The organism is Promineifilum sp. (SeqCode), assembly GCF_041918635.1.
Taxonomy (GTDB): domain Bacteria; phylum Chloroflexota; class Anaerolineae; order Promineifilales; family Promineifilaceae; genus Promineifilum.
This window is the reverse complement of the sequence record NZ_JAYRVJ010000457.1, coordinates 1-7654: the sequence shown is the minus strand read 5'-3', so window position 1 is coordinate 7654 and position 7654 is coordinate 1. Positions and strand designations below refer to the sequence as shown.

Here is a 7654-nt window from a genome sequence, read left to right as displayed (position 1 = left end):
GTCTTGGCCGGCGTCTCGCCCGGAAACAGGATGATCAGATCGTAGATGTCTTCCGCGCCGGCATTGGTGATCCGCAACGCTTGTACGGCGGACTCCGGAGGCGTGGTTGGCGTGCAGGCGCTGCGGGTAACGAGCAGGCAGACAACGAAGAGCATGGGTTCCCATTTGATCATGACTCTCACTCCCGGATGGTGAAACTATCTTGGACTCGTCTGACGTGGTGTCATCGAACCTAGAAGCTGCCTAAAGAGCGCAAATCAGATAGAGTGGGCGATAGGTATCATGTAGGACATGGGGCGTTTGTGGCAGTGTCAAGGAAAGGAGGTAAACCGTGAATATCAACCCCCTCAGCCGGAAACCACTCGGGATCGGGCTCGCCCTGCTGCCCATGGCAGCCGGAGCGCTCGTGCTGGCGCTAGACCTAATCGCGCCTGCCGAAACCGGAGCCGCAACAGCCGCGTCGTCGGCCTATCTGCCGGTGATCCGCGACTGCGCGGCCGTCGCCTTCGACCACATTCCCGCCTATGGCAGCGCCGAGAACCTGCAAGGCCGCGTCACGTGTTTAGACCCGGCCGAATACGACGACTACGCCATGGCCGTCTACATCTTCGTCGGCGGCTGGTGGACCAAGCCGTACTTCTCCTCTCCACTGACGGCCATTGGCGATGACGGCCGGTGGGTGACCGACGTGACGACGGGCGGCAACGACGCGCACGCTACCCGCTTCGCCGCCTTCCTCTGGCCGCGGGCTGCCGGAACCCCGCCATCATCCGCCGGAGCGCAAGCGCTGCCGGCCGCGCTGTTCAACTATGCTTATCTCATCGCGGACCGCCCGCCGGCGGATCGCACCATCCGCTTCTCCGATTATACCTGGGACGTGAAAGCAAGCGACGCGCCCGTCGGGCCGGGGCCGAACTACTTCTCGGACGCGGCCGGAGACGTGTGGGTGGATGAGGCCGGCCGCCTGCACCTCATGATTCGTCATCGCGGCAACCGCTGGTATTCGACCGAGGTTAACACCCAGCAACCTTTCGGCTATGGCGCTTACACCTTCACGCTGGCGACGACGGTGGATGCGCTGGATCCCAACATCGTGCTGGGGCTGTTCACCTGGGAGACGGCCGCGCCGCAGTATAACTACCGCGAGATCGACATCGAGTTTGCCCGCTGGGGCGTCGCGGCGCGAGACGACAACGCGCAGTACGTTGTCCAGCCGCACACGCGGCCGGGGAATTTGCAGCGCTTCGTCATGCCGTCCGAAGCGGTTTCGACCCACCGCTTCACCTGGAGCCCCGGCGCGGTACATTTCGCCAGCTACCGCGGGCGGACGACCGATGAGGCCAACCTCATCTACGAGTGGACGTACACCGGTTCCGATGTGCCCCCAGCGGGCAACAGCCAGGCGCGCCTTAACCTGTGGCTCAACGACGGCGCGCCTCCCACCGACGGTGAGGAGGTCGAGATCATTATCGAGGCGTTTGAGTTCAGTGGCCAGTGATCAGTGGCCAGCGACCATCCACTGCTTACTGCTTACTGACCACTGACCGCTGTCTTTAAACGGCTGACCGAAAGCTATACCCCACCCCCCGTTCCGCCACGATGTAGTCCGGATTGTTGGGGTCTTTTTCGATCTTACCGCGCAGGCGGTGGACGTGGACGTGCAGCCGGTCTTCGCGCGCCTCTTGCAGCGGCCAGATGCGGCCAAGCAGGAAGTCGGTCGTCACAATGCGGCCGGCGTTGCGCACCAGAATGTAGAGCAGCTTTGTCTCCGTCGGCGTCAGCGATACCGCCTCCCCGTCCACCAGCGCCTCGCGCAGCGGGAAGTTGATCATCAGCCGCTCGTCGATGCGTGTGGTCGAGTCGAGGGTGTAGGTGTAGTTCTCCATCCGCGCCAGCACACGGCGGACGCGAGCGACCAGCTCCGGCGCGTTGAAGGGCTTGACGATATAGTCCTCGGCGTGTTCCTCCAGCCCCTCGATGATCGTCTCCTCCGCGCCGACGGCTGTTAACATAATCACGGGTAAGTCGCTGAAGTCGTGGACGGTGCGGCAGAACTCGAAGCCGCTCATCTCCGGCATGTGCAGGTCAACAATCGCCAGATGGGGCAGGCCGTGGCGGTTGATGAGCTTCAGCGCTTCCGGGCCGCTGATGGCCGTAGAGACCTCATAGCCGGCCTGCTCCAGGGTATACTGCACGATGCGCAGGGTGTAGGCGTTGTCGTCCACGACGAGGACGCGTTGGGTGTCGGGGGTGGAATCCAGCATAGGGTGTGACCTGCCCTTCTATTATATAGGTAGGCCCGAGACGTGTTCGAGCCGGCAGCCACTATGGTAGACCAAGAGGCGCGGTCTGCCAAACGGGGTGATGTAGACCTGACAGGTGGGTGGTCACAAAGCTCATTTCCACCAGCGTACCAGTGGCCGCCCACCTATCAGGTCTGGGCGCGGCGGCCAGAATGCCCGCGTCATTTGTTGCGCCAATACCCGCATGTGCTATAAAAGAGACGAATTTCACAATCACGCTCCGCAAACCAGAGAGGAAGAGGAACCCACTGTGCTGGCTGATTGGCAATACATCGGAATCTTCGTGGCGTTGTCGCCTATATTCCCTCTGGCCCCGGTGGTGCTCAACCGCCTTTTGGGGCCGCACCGGCCGAACCCCATCAAGCAGCAGACGTACGAATGCGGCATCGAGACGGTCGGCGATACGTGGATCCAGTTCAAGGTGCAGTACTACATCTACGCCCTGGTCTTCGTGGTGTTCGACGTGGAGGCGGTGTTCCTATTCCCCATCGCCGCCGCGTATGGACAGCTCGATCTGTTCGCGATCGGGGCGACGGCGCTGTTCATTTTCCTGCTGGCGGACGGGCTGATCTACGCCTGGAGCCGCGGCGTGCTGGAGTGGGTATAGGTCATGGATATTCTCGACCTGCTAAAGAGCCTGATTTCGCTGAGCCTCGGCGACTTCATCCGCCGCCAGTTTGGCGCGGGGCCGGGGACGGAAGTCCTGATCGACATCGGCGGCGTGCTGATCGTGTCCACGTTCTGCCTGCTGATCGTCATCTTCCTCATCTGGCTGGAGCGCAAGGTGATCGCGCGCATCCAGGACCGTGTTGGCCCCAACCGCGTGGGCGGGCGCTACGGCCTGTTGCAGACGGTCGCCGACGTGATCAAGCTGCTGGTGAAGGAAGTCATCCACCCGGCCGGGGCAGACTGGGTGACGTATAATGCCGCGCCCATCCTGGTCGTCATCGCCGCGCTGCTGGTGTGGGCCGTGCTGCCGTTCGCGCCGGGGGTCATCGGTCAGGACCTGAACATTGGCGTGTTCTACATCATGGCCATCAGCTCGGCGTCGGTCATGGTGCTATTGCTGGCGGGGTGGGGGTCGAACAACAAGTACGCGCTGCTGGGCGCCTTCCGGGCGGTGGCGCAGATGGTCAGCTACGAAGTGCCGATGATCCTGGCCCTGCTGGTGCCGATCATCCTGGCCCGCAGTATGTCCACCGGGGACATCGTCGCCGCCCAATCGCTGCCTTTCCTGCTCTTCGCGCCCATCTCGGCGCTCATCTTCTACATCTCTTCCCTGGCCGAAACGGGCCGGACGCCCTTCGACCTGCTGGAGGCGGAGTCTGAGATCGTGGCCGGCTTCCACATCGAGTACGGCGGCATGAAGTTCGGTATGTTCTTCCTGGCCGAATTCATCAACACGCTGTTCATGTCGGGGTTGTTCGCCACCCTCTATCTGGGCGGTTACCGCTTCTTCGGTCTGGAGAACTGGGTCAGCTCGGACGGCTACCCCTATGGGCGGCTGATTGGGTTGATCGCCTTCTTCGTGAAGATGTTCGCCGTCTACTTCGTCTATATCTGGATACGCGGCACGCTGCCCCGGGTGCGGGTGGACCAAATCCTCAACTACAACTGGAAGTTCCTCGTTCCGCTGTCGCTGGTGCTGGTCTTTGCCGTCGCCATCGTCGATAAACTGATCCCGGAGGGGACGAACGTGGTGGTGCGGATGAGCATTCATTTGCTCCTGAACCTTGCCCTGGCCGCGGGGACGCTGGAAATCTTGCGGCGGCGGGGGCGGGCCAACCGCATGGCGGCGCAGGGCGGCGCGGGGGGCGGCACGGGCGCGACGGCCGTCGGCGTCTACGATCTTCACGGCGACGGCCACGGCCACGAGGAACCCGCCGCCCCGGAAGTGGAAAGCCTGGGCGCGCGCGAGCCTGTCGTCATCCCGATCCACTAATTAACACACTAGACCTGACAGGTGGCGGCGTTGCCGCAACGCCTTCGCCCGTCAGGTCTAGAGAACTGAGGCGCATTTATGAGCCAGCAGATCATCTTTTTCATTCTCGCCGCCATCACGCTGACTTCGGCCATCGTGGTGGTGACGTTGCGCAATATCTTTCACGCGGCGCTGGCGCTGATGGTGTCGTTCCTGGGGGTGGCCGGCATCTACGTGCTCCTGGAAGCGGGCTTCCTGGGCATGGCGCAGTTGTTGGTCTACATCGGCGCTATCTCGATCCTGATCATCTTCGCCATCATGATGACCCGGCGACTGATGCAGACGAGCGAGACGCCGTTCAACTCACAGGCCGTCGCGGCGCTGGTGGGCGCGGCCATCACCCTGGCCATTCTGGTCGTCGTCATCGCCCGGCTCTACCCGCTGGCCCCGGGGGCCGACTTGCTGGGGGGGGCGCCGGTTGTAGACCCGGCCATGCTGGATAGTAGTGTGGCGCGAATGGGGCGGTCGTTTGTCAGCGCCGACGCTTACGTGCTGCCGTTCGAGCTGGCGTCGGTGTTGCTGCTGGCGGCATTGGTAGGGTCGATCATCATCGCCTGGCCGCGGAGCGGAGAGGAGGAGAACCTGTGATTCCGCTGTCATGGTTTTTGCTGCTGAGCGCGGCGCTGTTCTGCATTGGCTTGTACGGGGTTATGGCCCGGCGCAACGCCATCGCCATCCTGATGGGCGTGGAACTCATGTTGAACGCGGTCAACATCAACCTCATTGCCTTCTGGCGCTACCTGACGCCGGATCGGTCGGTGGGGCTGGTCTGGGCTACGTTCGTGCTGACCGTGGCCGCGGCCGAGGCCGCCGTCGGTCTGGCGCTCATCATCTCGGTCTATCGCAGCCGCGACTCGGTCATCGCGGAAGAACTGGACACGCTGAAGAACTAGTTGTCAGTTGCCAGTCGTCAGTTGTCAGCATTACCTGCCGACAACTGGCAACTGGCAACTGACCACTGAGTAACTGCCTATGAACGAGCAGATACTAACTATCCTGACCTGGCTGATCCCGGCCATGCCGATATCGGCCTTTTTCCTGATCGCGCTGTTGGCCCACCGCAACCGGACGCTCAGCTGGGTCATCGCCTGGGTGGCGATTATCAGTTCGCTGGTGATGAGCTGGACGGTAGCCATCTCGGTTCTGGGCCAGGGCTTGCACGAACTGGAAGAGCATCCGGTGCAGATCGCCAGCGCGCTGCGCTGGATACCGTTGGGCGATTACTACCAGGGGCAGTGGCTCGATACGGGCGTGGCCGTCGATCCGCTGGGGGCGATCATGCTCCTGATGGTGTCGTTCGCCACGACGATGATCTTCGTCTACAGCGTCGGCTACCACAACTGGGGCCACGGCCTGGGCAAGCACAAAGGCGAGCCGCAGCACGACCTGACGGAAGAGCCGTTGCTGGCCCGCTTCTTCGGCTATATGTGCCTGTTCGGCGGCTCCATGCTGCTACTGGTGGTGGCCGATAACCTGCTACTGCTCTTCATCGGCTGGGAGTTGATGGGCTTCTGCTCCTACTCGCTGATCGGCTTCTGGTATGCGCGCAACTACCCGGAGCACCAGGAGATCACCCGCATCCCGCCGCGCGCCGCGGCGGTGAAAGCGTTCATGACGACGCGCGTGGCCGACGTGGTGATGATGCTGGGCATCGTCTTCTTCTGGTGGGCCTTCGGGACGCTGAATTTCAGTCAGGCGTTTACCGCGGAGAGCCTGGAGCACGTGCTGGAACTCGTTGGCTTCGGCGGGCTGGCGGTCATGACCCTGCTGCTGTTCACCGGCACGGTGGGCAAGTCGGCGCAGTGGCCGCTGCACGTCTGGTTGCCCGACGCGATGGAAGGCCCCACGCCGGTCAGCGCCATCATCCATGCCGCGGCCATGGTCTCGGCCGGTATCTTCATGCTGCTGCGCATCTTCCCGCTGATCGCCATCAGTATTGACGGGACGCCCTACGCCGGGCTGATCATCGCCGGCATTGGCGCGTTCACGGCGCTCATGGCGGCGACCATCGCCGTCGCGCAGTACGACGTGAAGGGCGTGCTGGCCTACTCCACCATCTCGCAGCTAGGCTTCATGGTGGCGGCCATCGGGCTGGGCGGCTACGTCGCGGCGACGTTCCACCTGATCACCCACGCCTTCTTCAAGGCGCTGCTCTTCCTCGCTTCCGGCTCGGTCATCCACGGCATGGAGCATGGGGCGGTGCACGTTCACGACCACCATCACGACCCGCAGGACATGCGCAACATGGGCGGGCTGCGCCACAAGATGCCGGTGACGTTCTGGACGTTCGTCATCGGCGGTCTGGCGCTGGCCGGCTTCCCGTTCGTCACAGCCGGCTTCTGGTCGAAGGACGAAATCTTCGCCGAGGCGTGGTATCAGTGGTCGCACGATGGCAAGGTGCTGGCGATTGTGGTGTTTGTCACCCTGGCGGTGGCCGCGCTGCTGACGGCGTTCTACACCATGCGCCAGATCAGCCTGACCTTCCTGGGCAAGCCGCGCACAGAGTTGGCCGAGCACGCCCACGAGAGCACGCCATTCATGACCGTGCCGCTGGTCCTGCTGGCGATCTTCGCCGTCACCGCCGGCTGGTCGGGCATCTCCGACCGCTTCCTGGGGACAGACGGCATCTTCTACAACTTCTTCCACCACTACGCGGGCGCGGAGTACTTCCACTTGTTCGAGGAACTGGCCGAAGCGGGCCTGATCGCCCATGCCATCGAGACCATCCCCTGGAGTTGGGTTCCGCTGATCGTCTCGCTGGTGGTGGCGCTGGGCGGCCTGGCGCTGGGCTGGTGGGTCTACGCGCGGCGGCCGCTGGCGGCCGGACAGACCGACCCGATGGTGGGCACGCTGGGGCCGCTGCACCGCGCCCTCAACCGCAAATGGTACTGGGACGAACTGTACAACACGCTCTTCATCGTCCCGACGGTGCGGTTCTCGGAGCGGGTGGCGTATGAGATCGTCGATAAGGGTATTATCGACGGGATTCTGCATCTGGTGGCGCGCGTCTTCTACACCATCGGCGGCTACCTCAAGCGGTTTGAGGAAGTCGTCATCAGCGGCGGCGTGGACTGGGTAAAGGATCGCTTCCTGGGCTTCGCGCGCGAGTTCCGCTACTTGCAGACGGGCAAGGTGCAGGAGTACGCGCTCATCTCGGTCTTCATTGCCACGGCGCTGGCGGTGGTCATCCTGTTAATCAACAGCGGTTGGCTGGGGAACATCTTCTAAGATGACCGGCCGGCATGAAACGGTTGGCGGCTAGACTATGGACGTCATTCTCAACAACCTTCTGATTCTGACCATCTTCTTCCCGGTGGCCGCGTCATTGGTCATCTTTCTGCTGCCCGACGACGCGAAGGACACCATTCGC

The 7654-nt window shown here is 62.9% G+C and carries 7 protein-coding genes; 6 read left to right on the top strand and 1 reads right to left on the bottom strand.

Annotated features, from left to right (window positions below; all coding sequences use genetic code 11):
• Window positions 1-331 precede the first annotated feature (331 nt).
• The gene (locus ACE3UY_RS13965) at window positions 332-1498 is read left to right on the top strand and encodes a hypothetical protein (RefSeq protein WP_374688121.1); all 1167 of its coding nucleotides are present in this window, start codon (window positions 332-334) and stop codon (window positions 1496-1498) included.
• 55 nt (window positions 1499-1553) lie between these two features.
• Here the strand turns inward: ACE3UY_RS13965 and ACE3UY_RS13960 are convergent, their stop codons facing one another.
• Window positions 1554-2264, bottom strand: coding sequence for a response regulator transcription factor (locus ACE3UY_RS13960; protein ID WP_374688120.1), 711 nt, complete (start codon window positions 2262-2264; stop codon window positions 1554-1556).
• A 289-nt stretch (window positions 2265-2553) separates the two neighbouring features.
• On the opposite strand from ACE3UY_RS13960, the gene ACE3UY_RS13955 reads away from it, so the two are divergent.
• From ACE3UY_RS13955 to nuoL, 5 genes are all read left to right on the top strand, one after another.
• Window positions 2554-2910, top strand: a complete 357-nt coding sequence (locus ACE3UY_RS13955) for an NADH-quinone oxidoreductase subunit A (protein ID WP_374688119.1) — start codon at window positions 2554-2556, stop codon at window positions 2908-2910.
• A 3-nt stretch (window positions 2911-2913) separates the two neighbouring features.
• The gene (nuoH, locus tag ACE3UY_RS13950; protein WP_374688118.1) at window positions 2914-4245 is read left to right on the top strand and encodes an NADH-quinone oxidoreductase subunit NuoH; all 1332 of its coding nucleotides are present in this window, start codon (window positions 2914-2916) and stop codon (window positions 4243-4245) included.
• 78 nt (window positions 4246-4323) lie between these two features.
• Window positions 4324-4872, top strand: a complete 549-nt coding sequence (locus ACE3UY_RS13945; protein ID WP_374688117.1) for an NADH-quinone oxidoreductase subunit J — start codon at window positions 4324-4326, stop codon at window positions 4870-4872.
• Window positions 4869-5177 (top strand): NADH-quinone oxidoreductase subunit NuoK, encoded by a 309-nt coding sequence (gene nuoK / locus ACE3UY_RS13940; RefSeq protein WP_374688116.1) that lies wholly within the window; start codon window positions 4869-4871, stop codon window positions 5175-5177. The genes ACE3UY_RS13945 and nuoK overlap by 4 nt, the downstream gene beginning before the upstream one ends.
• Before the next feature lie 79 nt (window positions 5178-5256).
• Window positions 5257-7512 carry an NADH-quinone oxidoreductase subunit L gene (nuoL, locus tag ACE3UY_RS13935; protein WP_374688115.1) on the top strand — a complete coding sequence of 752 codons (2256 nt, stop codon included), beginning with the start codon at window positions 5257-5259 and terminating at the stop codon, window positions 7510-7512.
• The last annotated feature ends 142 nt before the right edge of the window (window positions 7513-7654 follow it).